This is a genomic window from Streptomyces coffeae (assembly GCF_016741875.1).
Classification (GTDB): Bacteria; Actinomycetota; Actinomycetes; order Streptomycetales; family Streptomycetaceae; genus Streptomyces; species Streptomyces coffeae.
Window position 1 is genome coordinate 34,326 of sequence record NZ_JAERRF010000017.1, and the last position, 18,008, is coordinate 52,333.

15 protein-coding genes and 1 pseudogene are annotated in these 18,008 nt (G+C 70.9%); 4 read left to right on the forward strand and 12 right to left on the reverse strand.

The window, feature by feature from the left end; genetic code table 11:
* Positions 1-66: 66 nt before the first annotated feature.
* From JK363_RS25975 to JK363_RS25985, 3 genes are all read right to left on the reverse strand, one after another.
* Positions 67-1,077 (reverse strand): ketoacyl-ACP synthase III, encoded by a 1,011-nt coding sequence (locus tag JK363_RS25975; RefSeq protein ID WP_201877747.1) that lies wholly within the window; start codon positions 1,075-1,077, stop codon positions 67-69.
* A complete protein-coding gene (locus JK363_RS25980) occupies positions 1,074-2,069 on the reverse strand; it encodes an ACP S-malonyltransferase (protein ID WP_201877748.1) in 996 nt (331 codons plus the stop codon). The genes JK363_RS25975 and JK363_RS25980 overlap by 4 nt, the downstream gene beginning before the upstream one ends.
* 89 nt (positions 2,070-2,158) lie before the next feature.
* On the reverse strand, positions 2,159-3,343 hold the full coding sequence (locus JK363_RS25985) for a PucR family transcriptional regulator (RefSeq protein WP_201877749.1): 1,185 nt from the start codon (positions 3,341-3,343) through the stop codon (positions 2,159-2,161).
* A 112-nt stretch (positions 3,344-3,455) separates the two neighbouring features.
* On the opposite strand from JK363_RS25985, the gene JK363_RS25990 reads away from it, so the two are divergent.
* Complete coding sequence (locus JK363_RS25990) at positions 3,456-4,124, forward strand: pirin family protein (RefSeq protein WP_201877901.1); 669 nt, start codon at positions 3,456-3,458, stop codon at positions 4,122-4,124.
* A gap of 26 nt (positions 4,125-4,150) precedes the next feature.
* On the opposite strand, the gene JK363_RS25995 is transcribed toward JK363_RS25990, so the two are convergent.
* Positions 4,151-4,969: a serine hydrolase domain-containing protein gene (locus JK363_RS25995; protein WP_201877750.1), complete on the reverse strand. Its 819-nt coding sequence runs from the start codon at positions 4,967-4,969 to the stop codon at positions 4,151-4,153.
* A 128-nt stretch (positions 4,970-5,097) separates the two neighbouring features.
* Between JK363_RS25995 and JK363_RS26000 the strand changes: the two genes are divergently transcribed.
* Positions 5,098-5,574 carry a MerR family transcriptional regulator gene (locus tag JK363_RS26000; protein WP_201877751.1) on the forward strand — a complete coding sequence of 159 codons (477 nt, stop codon included), beginning with the start codon at positions 5,098-5,100 and terminating at the stop codon, positions 5,572-5,574.
* 68 nt (positions 5,575-5,642) lie between these two features.
* Here the strand turns inward: JK363_RS26000 and JK363_RS26005 are convergent, their stop codons facing one another.
* The 7 genes from JK363_RS26005 to JK363_RS26035 form a co-directional block, all read right to left on the reverse strand.
* Positions 5,643-5,915 (reverse strand): hypothetical protein, encoded by a 273-nt coding sequence (locus JK363_RS26005; protein ID WP_201877752.1) that lies wholly within the window; start codon positions 5,913-5,915, stop codon positions 5,643-5,645.
* Positions 5,902-7,101, reverse strand: a complete 1,200-nt coding sequence (locus tag JK363_RS26010; protein ID WP_201877753.1) for an alpha/beta hydrolase — start codon at positions 7,099-7,101, stop codon at positions 5,902-5,904. Before JK363_RS26010 ends, JK363_RS26005 begins: the two co-directional genes overlap by 14 nt.
* 226 nt (positions 7,102-7,327) lie before the next feature.
* Positions 7,328-8,008, reverse strand: a complete 681-nt coding sequence (locus tag JK363_RS26015; RefSeq protein ID WP_201877754.1) for a response regulator — start codon at positions 8,006-8,008, stop codon at positions 7,328-7,330.
* A gap of 20 nt (positions 8,009-8,028) precedes the next feature.
* Entirely contained in the window at positions 8,029-9,396 is a 1,368-nt protein-coding gene (locus tag JK363_RS26020) for a sensor histidine kinase (protein ID WP_201877755.1), read from the reverse strand.
* Positions 9,397-9,509: 113 nt separating this feature from the next.
* Positions 9,510-10,445, reverse strand: a complete 936-nt coding sequence (locus JK363_RS26025; protein WP_201877756.1) for a DUF4429 domain-containing protein — start codon at positions 10,443-10,445, stop codon at positions 9,510-9,512.
* A gap of 74 nt (positions 10,446-10,519) precedes the next feature.
* Positions 10,520-11,725 (reverse strand): alpha/beta hydrolase, encoded by a 1,206-nt coding sequence (locus JK363_RS26030; protein ID WP_201877757.1) that lies wholly within the window; start codon positions 11,723-11,725, stop codon positions 10,520-10,522.
* A gap of 94 nt (positions 11,726-11,819) precedes the next feature.
* Positions 11,820-12,491, reverse strand: coding sequence for a TetR family transcriptional regulator (locus JK363_RS26035; RefSeq protein WP_307821870.1), 672 nt, complete (start codon positions 12,489-12,491; stop codon positions 11,820-11,822).
* Positions 12,492-12,640: 149 nt separating this feature from the next.
* On the opposite strand from JK363_RS26035, the pseudogene JK363_RS26040 reads away from it, so the two are divergent.
* Positions 12,641-14,279: pseudogene (locus tag JK363_RS26040) on the forward strand (MFS transporter); the annotation flags it as partial.
* A gap of 109 nt (positions 14,280-14,388) precedes the next feature.
* Positions 14,389-14,781 carry a peptidase inhibitor family I36 protein gene (locus JK363_RS26045; RefSeq protein ID WP_201877760.1) on the forward strand — a complete coding sequence of 131 codons (393 nt, stop codon included), beginning with the start codon at positions 14,389-14,391 and terminating at the stop codon, positions 14,779-14,781.
* Positions 14,782-14,883: 102 nt separating this feature from the next.
* On the opposite strand, the gene aceE is transcribed toward JK363_RS26045, so the two are convergent.
* A complete protein-coding gene (gene aceE, locus JK363_RS26050; RefSeq protein ID WP_201877761.1) occupies positions 14,884-17,613 on the reverse strand; it encodes a pyruvate dehydrogenase (acetyl-transferring), homodimeric type in 2,730 nt (909 codons plus the stop codon).
* Between the last annotated feature and the right edge of the window lie 395 nt (positions 17,614-18,008).

An 18,008-nucleotide genomic window follows, 5' to 3' on the forward strand; every position in this document is an offset into this window, starting at 1 on the left:
CGGTGTGTTGCGGTGGGTGCGCAGCGCCCGATCCGTACGGGGCTGCGTGGATATGGACTATGGAGCCTAAGGGAGGGTAACGACCGTCGCTGCGTAGACGAGACCCGCTCCGAATCCGATGACGAGCGCGGTGTCGCCGCTCTTCGCCTGCCCCGTCGCCAACAGCCGCTCCATGGCGAGCGGAATGGAGGCGGCCGAGGTGTTGCCGGTGGTCTCCACGTCGCGGGCGACCGTGACGTGCTCCGGCAGCTTGAGGGTTTTGATCATCGAGTCGATGATGCGCATATTGGCCTGGTGGGGGATGAACGCGTCGAGCTCGTCGGCGGTGATCCCGGCCTCGTCCAGGGCCTGCTGGGCGACCTTGGCCATCTCGTACACGGCCCAGCGGAAGACCGCCTGGCCCTCCTGCCGGAGCGCGGGGAAGCGTACGTCCTCGCCGCTCTGTTCGCGGTAGACGTCCCAGGGCAGCGTCTGGCTGATGGTGTCGGACTTGTCGCCCTCCGAGCCCCAGACGGTCGGGCCGATCGCGGGCTCCTTGGACGGGCCGACCACCACGGCGCCCGCGCCGTCACCGAACAGGAAGGCCGTGGCACGGTCCTCCAGATCGGTCAGATCGGACAGCCGCTCGACGCCGATGATCAGTACATGCTCGGCGGTGCCGTCGGTGACCATGCCCTTGGCGAGGGCCAGTCCGTAGCCGAAGCCCGCGCAGCCCGCCGAGATGTCGAACGCGGCCGGCTTGCCGGTGCCGAGCAGATGCGCGATCTCGGTGGCGACCGCGGGGGTCTGCTTGAAGTGCGAGACGGTGGAGACGATCACGGCGCCGATCTGCTCGGGCGTCAGCCCCGCGTCGGCGATGGCCTTGCCGCCCGCCTCGACCGACATCTGGGCGACCGTCTCGTCCGGACCGGCCCAGTGGCGGGTGGCGATGCCCGAGCGGGTACGGATCCACTCGTCCGAGGAGTCGATGTGCTTGAGGATCTCCTCGTTCGGCACCACCCGGGTGGGACGGTAGCCGCCGACACCGAGGATGCGCGCGTACGGTGCGCCCTTGCTGGGCCTGATCTTCGCGGTCATGCGTCTCGGAGCTCCTCTTCGGCCGTTGTGTCGGCGACAGGGTCGGCATGCTCGGCGATCAGCGCACGGGCCGCGTCGAGGTCGTCCGGAGTCTTGAGCGGTACGTGTCCGACGCCCGGCAGGGCGCGCTTGGCGATACCGGTGAGCGTCCCGCCCGGGGCCAGCTCGATCAGCCCGGTGACACCCAGCTCCTGGAAGGTCTCCATGCACAGGTCCCAGCGGACCGGGTTGGACACCTGGGCGACCAGCCGTTGGATCACCTCGGCGCCGGAGGTCACCACCGCGCCGTCGCGGTTGGAGACGTACGCGGTACGCGGGTCGGCGACCGGGACGCCCGCGACCAGGGCCTCGAGCGTGGCGACCGCCGGGGTCATGTGGTCGGTGTGGAAGGCACCGGCCACCTTCAGCGGAACGACCCGGCGCACGCCCTCCGGCTTGTCCTCGGCCAGCGCCGCCAGCTGCTCGGCGGTGCCCGCGGCCACGATCTGCCCGGCGCCGTTGACATTGGCCGCGGTCAGACCGTGCTTGCCGAGGTGCGCGACGACCTCGTCCTGCTCACCACCCAGTATGGCCGCCATGCCGGTCTCGGCGCGGCTCGCGGCCTCCGCCATGGCCAGGCCACGGCGGCGGACCAGCACCATGGCCGCCTCGTCGGTCAGCACCCCGGACACCGCGGCGGCGGTGATCTCACCGACGCTGTGGCCCGCGGTGGCGCCCAGACGGTGTGCCGAGGCGGCCGGGCCGGAGGGGGCGCCGGTGCCGTCGGAGAACAGGGCGTAGGCGGAGACGAGACCGGCGGCCACCAGCAGCGGCTGGGCCACCGCGGTGTCGCGGATCTCCTCCTCGTCGGCCTTGGTGCCGTAGTGGATCAGGTCCAGGCCGGAGACGGCCGACCACCAGGTCAGTCGTTCGGTGACACCGGGAAGATCGAGCCAGGGGGTCAGGAAGCCGGGCTTCTGAGCGCCTTGGCCGGGAGCGACGAGTACGAGCACTCTCACACTCTCTCTTGTGGGTGGTCCGGCTCGCCCGTGAGGACAAGGACGAAGAACCGTCAGGGGAATTGTTGGAGTCCAACAAAGGGTCAGGGAAGTATGTCTCCATCGGCAAGACGACCGAGGATCAGCGCTATGCGCAGCGTGAACGCCGACCTGACGTCGGAAGGTGACCATCCGGTGACGTCGGTCACACGTCGTAGCCGGTAGCGGACGGTGTTGGGGTGCACGAAGAGCATCCGGGCCGCGCCCTCGAGACTGCTGGCCTGCTCCAGATACACGCTCAGCGTCTCCAGCAGCGCGGAGCCCGCTTCCTCCAGCGGTCTGTAGATCTCCTCCACCAACTGCTCACGGGCAGCTGGATCCCCGGCCATCGCACGCTCCGGCAGCAGATCATCCGCCAGCACCGGGCGCGGTGCGTCCGGCCAGGCCGTGCACGCTTTGAGTCCCGCCGCGGCGGCGCCCGCCGAGCGGGTCGCGGCCAGCAGGTCGGAGACCACCGGACCGGCCACCACCGGGCCCGGGGCGTACGGCCCGATGAGCGCCTTCGCCGCCTGGAGCGGATTGTCCGAGCCGCCCGCGACCACCACCAGACGGTCACCGAGCACCCCGGTGAGCACCTGGAGCTTGGCATGCCGGGCGGCTCGCCGGATCGCCTCCACGGTCAGCTCGCTGTCCCCGTCCGGGGCGGTGCCCAGCACCACGCACACATGCTCGGGCGCGTTCCAGCCGAGGGCGGCGGCGCGGGACAGCGCTCCCTCGTCCGCCTCGCCCGAGAGCACCGCGTTGACCACCAGGGACTCCAGCCGGGCGTCCCAGGCGCCGCGCGCCTCGGCCGCCTGCGCGTACACCTGGGCGGTGGCGAAGGCGATCTCCCGCGCGTACACCAGCAGCGCTTCGCGCAGCACCGACTCATCGCCCGGAGCGGCCACCTCGTCGATCGCGGACTCCATCACCTCGATGGTGGTCCGCACCATCTCCACCGTCTGCCGCAGGGTGATCGCGCGGGTCAGCTCGCGCGGGGCGGTGCCGAAGACATCGGTGCTGATCGCCTGCGGGGCCTCCGGATGCCGGAACCACTCGGTGAAGGCCGCGATACCCGCCTGCGCCACCAGCCCGATCCAGGAGCGGTTCTCGGGCGGCATCGCCCGGTACCACGGCAGCTGCTCGTCCATGCGCGCGATGGCGGCGGCGGCCAGCTTCCCGGAGGACTTCTCCAGGCGGCGCAGGGTGGCACTGTGGGGATGCGGGAGGTTCGCGGCTGGTTCAGGCACGGGGTCAAGACTGCCTTATCGGATGGTGTACGCGGGGGGCGGGGAGCTACGGGGCGGTAGGGGACGGGGCGGACGGGGCGGGGGCGGGGAGCGCACTACCGTGGACCGGGTGATGTGGATACAGCGGTCCGGTGCACGGTATCCGGGCGGGGACGGCACCGGCATCGAGACGCGCCACGCCTTTTCCTTCTCCGGGCACTACGACCCGGACAATGTGCGATTCGGGCTGCTCGTGGCCTGCAACGAGGAGCGGCTGGCGCCCGGCGCGGGCTTCGCCGAGCACCCCCACCGCGATCTGGAGATCGTGACCTGGGTGGTCGAGGGCGAGCTCACCCACGAGGACTCCACCGGGGCCCGGACCGTGGTGCGCCCCGGCGATGTACAGCGGCTCAGCGCGGGCGGCGGGGTGCGCCACACCGAGCGGAACGCGGGCCCGGAGCCCCTGGTCTTTGTGCAGATGTGGCTGGTGCCCGGCCCCGGCGCCCCGGCCGAGCCCGGGTACGAGGTGGTGCGCGGTATCGCCGACGGCACCCCGTACGCGCTGGAGCGCACCGAGGCGGTGCTGCATGTACGGCGGCTGCTGGACGGTGAGCGCACCGCGTTGCCGGACGCGCCCTGGAGTTACGTCCACGGGGTGCGCGGCGCGGTGCGGATCGGCGACGAGACGCTGGGCGCGGGTGACGCGGCCCGGGTGCGGAACGCGCGCGGGCTGGAGGCGCGCGCCGAGGGCCCGGCGGAGCTGCTGGTGTGGGAGATGCACACGGAGCCGGTGTACGGCTGACGCCGGCCGGGCGGGGGTACGGGAGCTCAGCCCGTGCGCAGCTCGGCGAGGACCGCGTCGGTCAGGGCGGGCCAGACCTCCACGGCCCAGGGCCCGAAGGGCCGGTCGGTCAGGGCCACACAGGCCGCCCGCGCCTCCGGGTCGACCCACAGGAAGGTGCCGGACTGGCCGAAGTGCCCGAAGGTGCGGGGCGAGGAGGAACCACCGGTCCAGTGCGGGGACTTGCCGTCGCGTATCTCGAAGCCCAGCCCCCAGTCGTTGGGCCGCTGATGGCCGTAGCCGGGCAGCACCCCGGTCAGCCCCGGGTGCACCACGGAGGTGGCCTCGGCCAGCGTCTGGGACGCCAGCAGCCGCGGGGCCTGGAGCTCGGCCGCGAAACGGACCAGGTCGCCCACGGTGGAGACACCGTCCTTGGCGGGGGAGCCGGGCAGGTCGGTCGCGGTCATGCCGAGCGGCTCCAGCACCGCCTGGCGCAGATACTCGCCGAACGGGATGTCCGTGGCCTTGGCGATGTGGTCGCCCAGCACCTCGAAGCCCGCGTTGGAGTACAGACGGCGGTTGCCGGGGGCGGCGACCACGCGGTGCTCGTCGAAGGCGAGCCCGGAGGTGTGCGCGAGCAGATGGCGGACGGTGGAGCCCTCGGGCCCGGCCGGTTCGTCCAGCTCGACCGCGCCCTCCTCGACGGCGAGCAGCGCGGCGTAGGCGGCGAGCGGCTTGGTGACCGAGGCGAGCGGGAAGCGGTGGTCGGCCGGGCCGTACGATCCGGCCTGGGTGCCGTCCGCCGTGACGACGGCCGCCGCCGCCGTGGGGACCGGCCAGTTCTCGATCATCCGCAGGCTTTCCATGGCCCTGAGCCTAATGCCCGCCGGAATCCGCCCCGCAATCCGCTTGCTTGGAGCGCACTCGAAGTCCATAGCGTTGTCCCGGGTGTGGAACGCGCACACAGCAGCGATCGGCGAGAGGGTGTTTCGGCATGACCGTGATGGAGAGCGCTCCGGCTCCGGCTCTGGCTCCGGCTCCGGCGAAGCCGCGGATCTGCGAGGACGAGCATCCGTACCCGCGGCCGACCGGACAGGACCGCTACACGATCAGCGAGGTCGCCGCGCACACCGGGCTGAGCGCGCACACCCTGCGCTGGTACGAGCGGATCGGACTGATGCCACATGTGGACCGCACCCACACCGGTCAGCGCCGGTTCACCAACCGCGATCTGGACTGGCTGGAGCTGGTGGGCAAGCTGCGGCTGACCGGGATGCCGGTGGCGGACATGGTCCGCTACGCCGAGCTGGTCCGCGCCGGGCAGCAGACCTTTCCCGAGCGCGAGGAACTGCTGACCGAGCACCGGGAGAACGTCCGGACGCGGATCGCGGAGCTGGAGAGCACCCTCGAGGTCATCGACTACAAGATCAGCGTCTACTCCGACGCGCGGCGGCGGACGGAAGGCGCCTGATACGGGTACGAGGGCGTCCGGGGGCGCGGCTTCCCGCGGGGGCGGCCGGGTCAGCTGCGTTCAGCCGTTCAGCCGCGGAGGGCCGCCAGCACCACCGTCACGCACAGGACGGCGAACGCCGCGGCGGCCCGGCCCAGCACGGCCCGGCGGACCCCGGCCGGGTCCGTTCCGCCGCCCGTGTCCTCGTCCGCCCGCGCCCGCTCGTCGGGGCCTCCGGGGCGGTCCTGACGCCCCAGGTCCCGCGCGGCTGAGTCCCGCCCCTCCGGGCCCCGGCGTTCCAGGGCGAAGAGACCGGCGCACAGCACCGCGAGCGCCGGGGGGTGGGGGTCATCCGAGGCCATGGCGGCAGTCCTGGTCGCCGGCGCCGCGATCCGCGCACCGGACCCCGTCGAACTGCCCGAGCGCGATCCGGGCGAAGTTGCGCAGCGAGTCCGTACCGGGGGCGAAGTAACCGGTGTGGCCGTGGGCGCGGTCGGCGGAGACCACCCGGGCGCCGAAGGATCCGTCGGTCGGGTCCTCGCCGTGGCCGAGGCCCAGGAACGCATAGCCGGTCACCCGCCGTATCCAGTCGGTGCTGTCCCGCGTCGCCCACACCCGGGCGGGGGTGTGCAGCCCCTCGGCGCTGTCGGCGCGCATCCCCGGGCTGCCCAGGACCACCAGGTCCGAGACCCGGGTCCGGTCCATCGCGGGGGCGGCGACCCCGCAGAGGACCGAGCCGTAGCTGTGGCAGAAGACGGTGGGCGGCGCCTCCGCGGTGGCCGCGGTGGTCACCGCGAGCCCCGCCAGGAACCGGTCCAGACGCGGTGCCCCCGCCTCGGCCAGCCTGCTGGTCGCGGCGTCCGGGCCGACCCCCACCGGGGTGGTGTAGCCGACCCACGCCACCACGGCGGTGGGGGTGCCGGGCGCCTCCCGGGCCATCCGCGCCCGCAGCGCCCGCGCCATGCCGACGGGGGTGCCGTACCGGTCGTGGTCGCGGTCGAAGGAGTTCAGGTCGATGTCCGAGCCGGGCACCACGACAGCCGTGCGCCGCGCCGTCCCCAGATCGCCGAACACCTCGGCCACCTGGCCGCGGCCGCGCGGATCGAAGGCGAGGATCCGACGGCCCGGGGAGAGCAGTGAGGTGTAGCGCTCGACGAGCGGGCTGTCGGGGTCGGCGGCGCGCTCCTTGTCGCGCGTGGCCCGGATGGCACGGGCGTTGGCCTCGTAGCGCAGTGCCAGGGGCGCGCCGTCGAGGTTGCCCACCACCTGCGGATGGCGGATGACCAGGGCCCGCCGCTGGACATCGGTGAGCCCGGCGAAGAAGCGGGCGATATGGGCCGGGGAGGCGGTGGCCGGGTCGGGCAACTCCCGCCCGGGGCCCGGCAGCGAGTGATCGGCGCGCCAGGCGGAGGTGCCGGGCGGCGGTCCGGTGATGGCCTGCTCCTCGTGGGCGACGGCCCACCCGGCCGTCCCGGCCATGACGGTGACGGTGAGCGCGGCCGTGATCAGACGGCGGGCGTAGTGCCGGGGTCGATGCGTCGGGGACATGGCCGCGGGTTTCCCTCTTCCGTTCGGTGGCGAGGGAAACGTAGGGAGCCGGTGGGTGGCGGGGCGTCACACCGCGGTGCCAAGTCGGGAGTCATACCGGGGTATTGGGTGGTCCGGGGGCTCACCCCCGGTTCGTGGCCAGCCGGCCGAGGGTCGGCTCGTGCGTGATCATCGTCCCCGTCATGGTGCGCACCGTACGGGCGGGCACCGACAGACCCGCCGCGGGCTACTGCCCGCCGGGCGACACCAGTCCCGATTCATACGCGAAGATCACCGCTTGCGCCCGGTCGCGGAGTTCCAGCTTGGCCAGCACCCGGCCGATATGGGTTTTCACCGTCTGCTCGGCCAGCACCAGCGACTCGGCTATCTCCTGGTTGGACAGCCCGCGCGCGATCAGCTCCAGCACCTCCGTCTCCCGCGGGGTCAGCCCGCCGCGGCGCAGCGTGAGGTTGTTGCGGCGGGTCGCGGGGCGCTGGCGGGCGAAGTCGGCGATCAGCCGGCGGGTGACCGAGGGGGCGAGCAGCGCCTCGCCCGCCGCCACCACCCGCACCGCGGAGATCAGATCGGCGGGCGGGGCGTCCTTGAGCAGAAAGCCGCTGGCCCCGGCGCGCAGCGCCTCGTAGACGTAATCGTCCACGTCGAAGGTGGTGAGCATCAGCACCTTGGGCCGGTGGGTGACCCCGCGCGGTGGATCGAGCAGTTGGCGGGCCGCCTCCAGGCCGTCCATCTCGGGCATCCGGACGTCCATCAGCACCACATCGGGGTGGGCGCGCCTGCTGACCTCCACACCCTGCCGTCCGTCGGGCGCCTCCCCGACGATGTCGATGTCGGTCTGCGCGGCGAGCAGCGCGGCGAACCCCGCCCGCACCATCGCCTGGTCGTCGACGATGATCACCTTGATGGTCATGGATCCGTTTCTTCGGAGGCTTACGAGGGTTCTTCGATGTCTACCAGGGGCAGCCGGGCCGCGACGCGGAAACCGCCGTCCGGCAGTGGGCCGGTGTCGAGCATCCCGTCCACCAGCCGGACCCGCTCGACCATGCCGACCAGACCATGGCCGGTGCCGGTGGTCTCCAGGGGAGTGGTGGGCACGCCGGTGGCCGGTCCGTTGACGATCAGGACGGTGAGCGCCGGGGGGTCCGCGGCGGCCGAGACGGAGACCCGGGTGGCGGCGCCGGGCGCGTGCCGCACCACGTTCGCCAGCGCCTCCTGCACGATCCGGTACGCCGACAGATCCACCGCCTGCGGCAGCGGACCGAGCCCGGCGACGTCGTCCGCGACGGTCAGCTCGGTCGGGATCCCGGCCCGTACGGTGGCCTCGACCAGCTGGGGCACCTGGTGCAGCCCCGGCTGCGGCGCCCGCTCGCCGCGGGTCTCCTCGCTGCGCAGTACGCCCAGCAGCCGCCGCATCTCGGCGAGGGATTCCCGGGCGGTGGCGGCGATGGAGCCGAACTCCCGCTCCGCGTCGGGCGGGAGGCCGCCGATCCGGTAGGGCGCGCTGTCCGCCTGCACGGTGATCACGGACATATGGTGGGCGACCACGTCATGCAGTTCACGGGCGATCCGGGTGCGCTCCTCCAGCAGGGTGCGGTGGGCGCGTTCGGCCTCGCTGATGGTCTCCTGTTCGGCCAGTCGGCGCTGGACGTCTCCGCGTTCGCGCAACGCGCCGCCGATCAGCAGCACCACACCGCTGAGTACGAACAGCAGCACTCCCGTGTTGTCGACCTGGTTGTCGACGCCCGTGCTCAGTGCGAGTCCGGCGCCGCCGGTGACCAGCCACACCGCCACCAGCGTGGGCCGCGATTCACGCAGCGCGAGGGCCAGCATCAGGAAGAGATAGCCCACGATCCCGGCGGGCAGCCAGGGCCATATGGGGGGCTCCATGCCGGGGATGGGGCGCTGCATGCCGGGGTTGAGGATCATCAGCGCGCCGATCACATCGCTGATGATGGTGATCCACCACGCCTGGAGGGGGCGGGTGACGGCGAGCAGCAGCGGGGTGGTCTGAGCGAAGGCCAGCAGCGTGGCGGATTCGCCGGACTCCCCGTAGTCGTTGCTGAGGACCTGGGCGGAGGCCGGGACCAGCACCGTGGTGAGCACGATCGCCACCCCGTACGGCAGCCTGCGCAGCCAGCGCCGGGGCGACTGGGAGAACAGCGGGGTGGCCGGATAGCTGGGCGTCATCAAAGCGCGGAACAGGGCGCCCACTTGCCGCCGGGCGGCGGTGAACAGGCCCTGGTGCGCGGTGGAGGAGGCGTTGGCGGAGGGGGCATTGGCCGAGGAGGTGCTGGACATGGCGGATTCAGCGTAGGGTTCGCGGCGCAGCCGCACGTCATACCTGGGAGTCGGATGCGGGTCATACCTGGGTATCGGTGCGGTGGCGGTGCCGGAGCGCGCCATCGCCGCGGCTACAGCTCCGCCAGCAGCTCGGCCTTCTTCGCGCTGAACTCCTCGTCCGTCAGCAGCCCCTGGATGTGCAGCTCGCCGAGGTGGCGGATGCGCTCGGCGATGTCGGCCGGGTCGCGGCGGGCGGCCGGGTGAGCGGCCGTGTGAGCGGCCGACGCGGGGGCGCCCTCGGCGCCCTGCCCCGGATTGCCGGCCCGTACGGCCTCCAGCACGGCGGCGGCGAACGGCAGCGACTGGTGCACCATGCCGTAGCCCATCCCGAACACCACAGCCGCCGGGTCGTGGTCGGCCCGGCCCATGGGGCGGTCCTCGTGGGCACGCTCGATCAGCCGCAGATGGCCATTGCCGTTCTTGGCGGCGCCCTCCTTGGGGGTGGAGCCCGCGGAGCCTTTGCTCTCCGGTGAGCACCACTCCACACCGCTCAACTCATCGACCCGGAAGCGCTGGTCCCCGACCTTCCACTTGGCCGAGGAGGCCCCGGTCCAGAACCAGCGGAAGGCGACCTCCTTGCCGTCGAACGACGCCTTGCCGTCGTACGCCTTGAAGGACATCGGCGGCGCGGGCGCGGTGACCAGATGAGTTTCGGCGGGGGTGTCGGCGTCGGGGGCGAGCGCGGCGCGTATCTCCTCCGCGTAGTACTCGGCCAGCGTCTCGCGCTCGGCGGGCAGCACCAACCGGTACGGGTCGTACGCCTCTTTGAGCTGGCCGTCCGCCACGTCCATCAGCGGGTCGGCGCCGGGTCTGGGCACGGCGCGCAGCACCACGGTGCCTCGTTTGCCGGGAGCGAGCTCCACCGCGGACAGCGCCTCGAAGGGAACGCGGCGTTCGCCGAGCGTCTGGAGCAGCTTCGGCGTGCGGATCCCCCGTTCGAAGCGGATGAGCACGGAGTCGGTGTCGAACTCCCAGACGGTCTGAAAACCGGCCAGCACATCACCCATGCGGCTCATCGTATGCGGCGGTTGCCCGCCCGTCCCCCCTTGAGCGCTACGCGCGTCGCGTGTGTGGTGTGCGATCAGGCCAGCCCCGCGGTGCATGCGTCACCGTCCGCGCAGCTCACGGACTGGACCGTACCGACGCCCACCCGGGCCAGGTTGTCCAGGCTGGTCGTGCCTGGCTCGAAGTAGCCGGCGTGGCCGTCGGCGCCGTCGGCGGACAGCCTGCGGGCGCCGAAGCCGGAGGAGACCGGGTCGGCGCCGTGGCCGAGCCCGCCGACCTCCAGATGCGGAATGTCCGCGATCCAGTCGCCCGGGCCGCGCATCGCCCAGACCCGGGCGCTGGTGCCCAGGTCGGAGGCGTGGTCGGCGCGCATACCGGGGCTTCCGGCCACCGCGATGTCGGTGACGCTGGGTGGCAGGTCACGGGCGGCGACACCGCACACCACCGAGCCGTAGCTGTGGCACATCAGCGAGACCCGGGAGGGCGCGGGCAGTGCGTTGACGAGGGCCCGCAGCCGCAGCGCGCCCTGGGCGGCCAGCTTGCCGGTGGCGGCGTCCATGCCGATGCCCGCCGGGGAGGTGTAGTCGGCCCAGGCGATGACGGCGCTACGGGTGTCCGGAGCGTCGGTCCGCTCGTTGTGGTAGAGGGCGCGGGCCATGCCGACGGTGGCGGCGTACGGCTTGTCGGTCTTCTGGAAGGTCAGGATGTTGGTGTCCACGCCCGGCACCACGATCGAGACCCGGGCCGCGTGCGCGAGGTCGCCGAAGACCTCGGCGGCCCGGCCCTGGCCCGAGGGGTCGAACGCGAGGATCTGGCGGCCGGAGCCGAGCAGGTCCTCATAGCGGTGCATCCGGCGGGTGGCGTCGGTGCGGCCGAGCGGGGTGAGCCTGCTGTCGTGCATCCGCTCGCGCTCCACGGCCTTGGCCTGGGCCAGCGCGACCCGGTTGGCGCGGTAGCGCAGGGCCACGGGCGCGCCGTTGAGATTGCCGACGACGAGCGGGAAGCGGCGTACGAGGCGGTCGGTCCCGGCCTTGTCCAGCGCGTCGAACCAGCGGCTGAGCCGCCGCGGCGAGGTGTACGGGTCGGGCAGCGGGTGACCGCCCAGGGACGCCTGGCGCCAGGCGTCGAGCGACGCGGCCAGCGGGTCCCGGTCCCCTCTCTGGGCCCGTACGGCCGTCCAGCCGGTGGTGGTGAGCAGGACGAACACCACCGCCAGGGCGAGCAGCGCGCGCCAGGCGGTGGAACCGGGAGAGGGGGAGCTGAGCTCCGAGAAGGAAGTCACCGCGGGACACACTAGGAGAAGCGCGGTGGTGGTCGCCAAATGCCGTGAGTCATATCACGTTTGGGGACTGCCCAATGTGGGTGCTATGTCCGATTTACTGGTTTTTGTTCCAATGTTCGGCGAGTGCCGGTCCCACATGGTCGAGTTGATGCGCGGCGATGTCCCGCAGGGCCGTCGTACTGAGGTCGTCACCCTCGCCCCAGATCATTCCGGTCACCCGGATCACCCCGCCGACCATCGCCACCACCAGGCGCGGACGGGGGTCCTGGTCGATGTCCAGCCCTTCGCGGCGGGCGATCTCCCGGGCGAGTCGCTCCTCCATCTCCATGGTCCGGCGCAGATGGACGGCGAGCAGGGTGGGGCTCGATTCGATCACCTGGTACATCCGCAGATGGAGTTCGGTGGGCACCAGCTCCTCGATGGTCTCGCCCATCCGGTCCCAGCCGTCCAGGACGGCGTTGCGCAGGGCGGTCAGCGGTGCCTCGTCGGCGGGGCGGGCGCACAGCGCGTCGAAGCACAGTGCCTCCGCCGAGCTCTGGGTCGCGAAGGCGACCTCCTCCTTGTTGGCGAAGTACCGGAAGAAGGTGCGCTGGGAGACGTCCACCGCCTCGACGATCTCGTCGATCGTGGTCTCGTCGTATCCCTGACGGGTGAACAGCTCGAAGGCGGTGCGCACCAGAGCGCCTCGGGTGCGCTGCTTCTTACGCTCGCGCAGTCCGGTCGGCGCGGGTGTCACTGTGGCCGCTGCCGCCTCGTCCGTTGTCACCTGTCGGCTCGCTTCCTGCCCGCGTCCGGCTCCGCTTGGGCTGCATTCGGGCTGCATTCGGGCTGCTCAGATTACCTGTGGGGAAATAGACAGCAACCCGCGGATGATTCCGTTTGTCAAATGTCAGAGGCTGACATTAGCCTCCGGACATGACGTCTTCGACCACCGTCGCCGGTACCGCGGCGGAACCTCCTCCCATATCCGACCCCCGCAAGGGGCTGCGGGGGCATCCCTGGCTGACGCTGCTGACCGTCGGCTTCGGGGTGGCGATGGTCGCCCTCGACAGCACGATCGTGGCCATCGCCAACCCCGCCATCGCGGAGGACCTCGGCGCCTCGCTCGCCGACGCCCAGTGGATCACCAACGGCTATCTGCTCGCCCTGGCCGTCGCGCTGATCACGGCGGGCAAGCTGGGAGACCGCTTCGGCCACCGGCAGACCTTCCTCATCGGTGTGGTCGGCTTCGCACTCTCCTCCACGGCCATCGGCTTCTCCTCGACCGTGCCGCTGGTGGTGTCCTTCCGGGTGATCCAGGGCCTGTTCGGCGCGCTGCTGATGCCCGCGGCGCTCGGCCTGCTGCGTGCCACCTTCCCCGCCGAGAAGCTCAATATGGCGATCGGTATCTGGGGCATGGTCATCGGTGCCTCGACGGCGGGCGGACCGATCGTCGGCGGACTGCTGGTGGAGCACGTCAACTGGCAGTCGGTCTTCTTCATCAATCTGCCGGTCGGTCTGCTCGCCCTGGTCCTCGGCCTGTTCATCCTGGTCGACCACCGTGCCGAGAAGGCTCCGAAGTCCTTCGACATCCCCGGCATCCTGCTGCTGTCCGGCGGGATGTTCTGCCTCATCTGGGCGGTCATCAAGTCCTCGGAGTGGAGCTGGGGCGACCCCAAGACCCTGCTCTTCCTGGGCCTCACGGTGGTCTGCTTCGCGGTGTTCGCCTTCTGGGAGACCCGCACCCCCGAACCGCTGATCCCGCTCGGCATGTTCCGCTCCGTCCCGCTGTCGGCGGGCACCGTGCTGATGGTGCTGATGGCCTTCGGCTTCATGGGCGGGCTCTTCTTCGTCACCTTCTACCTCCAGAACGTGCACGGGATGAGCCCGGTCAAGAGCGGACTCCATCTGCTGCCGCTGACCGGGATGATGATCGTGTCCTCGCCGGTGGCGGGCGCCGTCATCACCAAGGTCGGGCCGCGGATCCCGCTGGTGGTCGCCATGTCGCTGACCGCCGTCGCGCTCTTCGGCGCCTCCACGATGGACGTGGACACCTCCACCCTCGAGATGTCCCTGTGGTTCGGGCTGCTCGGTCTCGGCCTCGCCCCGGTCATGGTCGGCGCCACCGAGGTCATCGTCGGCAACGCGCCGATCGAGCTGTCCGGTGTCGCCGGCGGTCTCCAGCAGGCGTCCATGCAGGTCGGCGGCAGTATCGGTACGGCCGTCCTGGGCGCGGTGATGGCCGCCAAGGTGGACGACGAACTGCCCGGCAAGTGGGCCGGCGCCAAGCTGCCGCCCGTTACGGGCGAGCAGATGTCCAAGGCGTCCGAGGCGGTCGAGGTCGGCCGGGCGCCGATCGCCAAGGGCACTCCGCCCGAGCTCGCGGGGAAGATCACCAGCGTGGCGCATGACACCTTCGTGTCGGGGATGAGCACGGCGTTCATGGTCGCCGGGGTCATCTCGGTGATCGCCGCGGTGGTCGCGGGCTTCACCAAGCGCGGTGCGAACGCGGAGGCGGGCGCCGGGGCGGGTCACATCTGAGGGCCCGGTACGGAAACCGGTTGCCGGGACCGGGCGGGACACCCCCTATCTGGGTGGTCCCCGATCAACTCCGTGGTGGACAGCGGGAGTCGGCCGAGAGGCTGACTCCCGTTTCTGCTTCACACACGGGGAGTTCGTTCACCATGCGCCCAACGCGCACCATCGTCACCACGACCATCACCGCAGCCGCCTCCGTCCTCGCCCTGGCCCTCACGGTGGCCACGGCCGCACAGGCCCAGGCCGCACCGCCGCCACGGCTCGGGAACTGCGACGCCGGACAGCTGTGTCTGTGGCACAACGCCGACTTCACCGGGCCACGCCAGGTCCATGAACTGGCCGACACGGACATCGAGAGCTGTATCGCCCTGCCGCCGGGCGCCTCCGCCGCCTCCCTGGCCAACCGCACCGGGCGCCCGGTCACCGCGTACCAGAGCGCGGAGTGCGCCGAGACCGGCGAGTACCGCACCTACCCCAGCGGCTCCTGGGCGCCGGAAACCGCTTACCGGGTACGCGCCGTCAAGATCTGGGAGCGCTGAGGGCGGGGCGGCCGGGCGGTCCAGGGGACGCGGCACAACGAACGCTGGGCGGGCTGGAAGTCCAGCCCGCCCAGTGTTCCGGTCAGTTGCCGTCGTCGACGGTTATGCGTCGCCGCCCGCCGGGCCCGGGTCGGCCGCGGCCACGTCCAGCAGTTGGTAGCGGTCGATCGCCTGCTTCAGCGCCGAGCGGTCGATCTTGCCCTCCTTGGCCAGCTCCGTCAGCACCCCGAGCACGATCGACTCCGCGTCGATGTGGAAGAAGCGGCGCGCCGCTCCCCGGGTGTCGGCGAAGCCGAAGCCATCGGCGCCCAGCGACTGGTAGGTGCCCGGCACCCAGCGCGCGATCTGGTCCGGAACGGCACGCATCCAGTCGGACACGGCCACCTTCGGACCCTCCACGTCCGCCAGCTTGCGGGTGACGTAGGGGACGCGCTGCTCCTCCTCCGGGTGGAGCAGATTGTGCTCCTCGGCCTCGACCGCGTCCCGGCGCAGCTCGTTCCAGGAGGTCGCGGACCAGACGTCGGCTTTGACGTTCCAGTCCTCGGCCAGCATGCGCTGGGCCTCGACCGCCCACGGCACCGCGACACCGGAGGCGAGGATCTGCGCCGGAATCGCGCCCTTCTCGCCCTGCTTGAAGCGGTACAGGCCCTTGAGGATGCCCTCGCGGTCCACGTTCTCGGGCTCGGCCGGGTGCTGGATGGGCTCGTTGTAGACGGTGAGGTAGTAGAAGACGTCCTCACTGTTCTCGCCGTACATCCGGCGCAGACCGTCCTGCACGATGTGGGCGATCTCGAAGCCGAACGCCGGGTCGTACGCGACGACCGCGGGGTTGGTCGAGGCCAGCAGCTGGGAGTGGCCGTCGGCGTGCTGGAGACCCTCACCGGTCAGGGTCGTACGACCGGCGGTCGCGCCCAGGACGAAACCGCGCGCGAGCTGGTCGGCCATCTGCCAGAACTGGTCGCCCGTGCGCTGGAAGCCGAACATCGAGTAGAAGACATAGACCGGGATCATCGGCTCGCCGTGGGTGGCGTAGGCCGAGCCCGCCGCGATCAGCGAGGCCGTACAGCCCGCCTCGGAGATGCCGTCGTGCAGCATCTGCCCGGTCGGCGACTCCTTGTACGCCAGCAGCAGCTCACGGTCGACCGACTCATACGTCTGCCCCAGCGGGTTGTAGATCTTCGCCGAGGGGAACAGCGAGTCCATACCGAAGGTGCGGTACTCGTCCGGGGCGATCGGCACAAAGCGCTTGCCGATCTCCTTGTCCCGCATCAGGTCCTTCAGCAGCCGGACGAACGCCATGGTGGTGGCGATCGACTGCTGGCCGGAGCCCTTCTTCACCGCCGCGTAGGTCTTGTCGCCCGGCAGTGCCAGCGGCTTCGCCCGCACGACACGGGTCGGCGCGTAGCCGCCCAGCGCCTTGCGGCGGTCGTGCATGTACTGGATCTCCGCGGAGTTGCGGCCCGGGTGGTAGTACGGCGGGAGGCCGGACTCCAGCTCCTTGTCCGGGATCGGCAGGTGCAGCCGGTCGCGGAAGCCCTTGAGGTCGTCGACGGTCAGCTTCTTCATCTGGTGGGTCGCGTTGCGGCCCTCGAAGTTCGGGCCGAGCGTCCAGCCCTTGACCGTCTGCGCCAGGATCACGGTCGGCTGGCCCTTGTGGGCCTTGGCCGCCGCATAGGCCGCGTAGATCTTCCGGTGGTCGTGACCGCCGCGGCCCAGGTGCAGGATCTGGTCGTCGGTCATGTGCTCGACCATCGAGCGCAGCCGCTGGTCGTCACCGAAGAAGTGCTCGCGGATATAGGCGCCGGTCTCGGTCGCGTAGGTCTGGAACTGACCGTCCGGCGTGGTGTTGAGCTTGTTGACCAGCAGGCCGGTGCGGTCCTGGGCGAGCAGCGGGTCCCAGCTGCGGTCCCACACCAGCTTGATCACGTTCCAGCCGGCGCCGCGGAACTGCGACTCCAGCTCCTGGATGATCTTGCCGTTGCCGCGCACCGGACCGTCGAGCCGCTGGAGGTTGCAGTTGACGACGAAGGTCAGGTTGTCCAGGCCCTCACGGGCGGCCAGGGAGAGCTGGCCGAGCGACTCCGGCTCGTCCATCTCGCCGTCGCCCAGGAACGCCCACACGTGGGAGTTGGAGGTGTCGGCGATTCCGCGCGACTCCATGTAGCGGTTCATCCGGGCCTGGTAGATCGCACCCAGCGGGCCGAGACCCATGGAGACGGTGGGGAACTCCCAGAAGTCCGGCATCGACCGCGGATGCGGGTAGCTGGACAGGGCGTGACCGGCCTTGGACTTCTCCTGACGGAATCCGTCCAGGTGCGCTTCGCTCAGCCGGTCCAGCAGGAAGGCACGGGCGTAAATACCGGGGGAGGCATGGCCCTGGAAGAAGATCTGGTCGCCGCTGTCGTGGTCCTTGCCGCGGAAGAAGTGGTTGAAGCCCACGTCGTACAGCGAGGCGGAGGAGGCGAAGGTGGCGATATGGCCACCCACTCCGATGCCCGGACGCTGGGCCCGGGAGACCATCACCGCCGCGTTCCAGCGGGTCGCATTGAGGATTTTGCGCTCGATCTCCTCGTTGCCGGGGAAGAACGGCTCGTCCTTGGTGGCGATGGTGTTGACATAGTCCGTGCTGCGCATCTCGGGCACGGCCACCCGCTTCTCACGGGCGCGCTCGATCAGGCGAAGCATCAGGTAGCGGGCACGTTCCCGGCCACGCTCATCGACAGCTGCGTCGAGCGAGTCAAGCCACTCCTGGGTTTCTTCGGGATCGAAGTCCGGGACCTGGCTGGGAAGGCCGCCAATGATGATCGGGTTGCGATCGGATCCGGAAGCCACGCTATTCCTTCGCTTTTCGGTCGTGCTGTGCACGGACATGGATTCGTGCTCTTTTGGTCGCGCCGGTCTCCATCGTGTACCTCGGGTACGGGATACGTCACCTCTACTGGGTGGTAACCGCCACCAGGCGAGATGGGCGCTGCGGGCCGGTCGGGTGTGACGGCCAAATCGCAACCTTACGCCCACGACGGAGGGCATCTGCGTACGACCGTTCGGCTCCGGGTCGGCGTAGGGTGGCGATACACACGTGTAAGCCGGACATAATGGGGCAATCGAGGCGGCTTCCCGCTGATTCACGCTGTTCCTCCATGATGGGAGTTGCGGCGAGACGTCAACGTTTGGGCGGGATCGCTGGCCGGGTACTTGCGCGATCCGCCCGGCCCGTGTGGACTACG

What these genes read in the sequence shown, in the direction of transcription:
- JK363_RS25975 (WP_201877747.1), bottom strand. Translation starts at nt 1,077, where the DNA reads ATGACCGCGAAGATCAGGCCCAGCAAGGGCGCACCGTACGCGCGCATC.
- JK363_RS25990 (WP_201877901.1), top strand. Translation starts at nt 3,456, where the DNA reads ATGTGGATACAGCGGTCCGGTGCACGGTATCCGGGCGGGGACGGCACC.
- JK363_RS25995 (WP_201877750.1), bottom strand. Translation starts at nt 4,969, where the DNA reads ATGGAAAGCCTGCGGATGATCGAGAACTGGCCGGTCCCCACGGCGGCG.
- JK363_RS26000 (WP_201877751.1), top strand. Translation starts at nt 5,098, where the DNA reads ATGACCGTGATGGAGAGCGCTCCGGCTCCGGCTCTGGCTCCGGCTCCG.
- JK363_RS26005 (WP_201877752.1), bottom strand. Translation starts at nt 5,915, where the DNA reads ATGGCCTCGGATGACCCCCACCCCCCGGCGCTCGCGGTGCTGTGCGCC.
- JK363_RS26010 (WP_201877753.1), bottom strand. Translation starts at nt 7,101, where the DNA reads ATGTCCCCGACGCATCGACCCCGGCACTACGCCCGCCGTCTGATCACG.
- JK363_RS26015 (WP_201877754.1), bottom strand. Translation starts at nt 8,008, where the DNA reads ATGACCATCAAGGTGATCATCGTCGACGACCAGGCGATGGTGCGGGCG.
- JK363_RS26020 (WP_201877755.1), bottom strand. Translation starts at nt 9,396, where the DNA reads ATGTCCAGCACCTCCTCGGCCAATGCCCCCTCCGCCAACGCCTCCTCC.
- JK363_RS26025 (WP_201877756.1), bottom strand. Translation starts at nt 10,445, where the DNA reads ATGGGTGATGTGCTGGCCGGTTTTCAGACCGTCTGGGAGTTCGACACC.
- JK363_RS26045 (WP_201877760.1), top strand. Translation starts at nt 14,389, where the DNA reads ATGCGCCCAACGCGCACCATCGTCACCACGACCATCACCGCAGCCGCC.